2 protein-coding genes are annotated in these 1,344 nt (G+C 68.5%); both read right to left on the bottom strand.

Going from position 1 to position 1,344, the window contains the following annotated elements; translation table 11 throughout:
• Positions 1 to 662 (bottom strand): DUF3479 domain-containing protein (locus CCR84_RS07355; protein WP_201210962.1); only part of this gene is annotated, 662 nt, incomplete at its 3' end.
• Positions 637 to 1,344 (bottom strand): nitrogenase component 1 (locus CCR84_RS07350; RefSeq protein WP_274610790.1); only part of this gene is annotated, 708 nt, incomplete at its 5' end. The genes CCR84_RS07355 and CCR84_RS07350, both read right to left, overlap by 26 nt.

Here is a 1,344-nt window from a genome sequence, read left to right as displayed (position 1 = left end):
CCGCGCAGTCCCTTGCGCTCGCCGTCGGCGTAGCGGTCGACGAGCAGGCGCACCATGTTGGTGAGGTTGTCGTCGGAGCCGGCGAGCCAGTACTGCAGGCCGAGGAAGTAGTTGCGCACGTCCTGCGCAGCGCCGGGGACGAAGCGCAAGAGTTGCGGGATGCGGCGCAGCATCTTCATCTGCTGCGCACCGGCGGCGCCCTGCTTGTCTTCCTTCTCCTTGCCGTCGTCCTTGCCGCGCAGCTTCTTCAGGAGCGCGAGCGTGCCACCGCTTGATCCGTCCATCTTGAAGCGATTGAGGCGCGTGAGCTTGACGATCTCGCCGCCGGACATGCAGCCGAGCACGGCGTCGCAGTGCGGCGCGCGTTCCTGCAGCGAGGGCAGCACGGCCTGGATGTGCTCTTCGAGGAAGAGCATGGTCGCGACCAGGATGTCGGCGCTGGCGATGTCGGCGAGGCAGCGTTCGCGCGCCGGGCCGTCGTCGAGGAACTCGGTGACCGCGTGCAGCTTCAGCTGCAGGCCGGGCAGCTCGCGGCTGAGCGTCTTCTGCGCGCGCGCGGCGGCCGAGGCGAGGTGGTCGTCGAGCGTGACGATGACGACGTTGATCGGGGTGGCAGCGGCCTGGGCGGCCTTCTTCTTAGCGGCCGAAGTGAGCTTTAGCATCGTAGAGGTCCTCGACGGTGATCAACGACTTGCCACGTTCGCGGCAGAAACGTTCGGTGTTGCGACGCGCCTTGCCGCGCACGAAGAAGGGGATCTTCTTCAGTTCCTGCTCGCCTTCCGGCGTCCAGGTGACCGGGTCGGTGTCGGCGAGCGGGGCTGGCTTGGCGGGAGTTTCGGGTTCGGCAGCAGCGGGGGCTGCACTGGCCGGGTTGGCCGGAGAGGATGGGGCGGAGGGAGCGGGCAGGTCGCCGGGGGTGGCCGGACTTGCACTCGCGGCGGCAGGGGTGGCCGCAATCTTCGATTCTGCGCCGATCGGCGCGCTTATGCCAGCCTCGGCAGCGGCGGCGCCGCTGGCCCCCAGGTGCGAGGGCTTGTCGTGGAACTCGAAGTCCTCGCGGAAGAGCTGCAGCAGGTGCTCCTCGAGGCCCATCATCAACGGATGCACCCAGGTGTCGAAGAGCACGTTGGCGCCCTCGAAGCCCATCTGCGGCGAAGTGCGCGCCGGGAAGTCCTGCACGTGCGCGGGCGACGAGATCATCGCGCAGGGGATGCCGAGGCGCTTGGCGGTGTGCCGCTCCATCTGCGTGCCGAGCACGAGTTCCGGGTGCGCTTCGGCGATCTTCGCCTCGACTTCGAGGTAGTCGTCGCTGATCAGGGGCTCGACGCCGTAGAGGGCGGCGGC

The organism is Rhodocyclus purpureus, assembly GCF_016653115.1.
Taxonomy (GTDB): Bacteria; Pseudomonadota; Gammaproteobacteria; order Burkholderiales; family Rhodocyclaceae; genus Rhodocyclus; species Rhodocyclus purpureus.
This window is presented reverse-complemented; position numbering and strand designations above follow the sequence as displayed.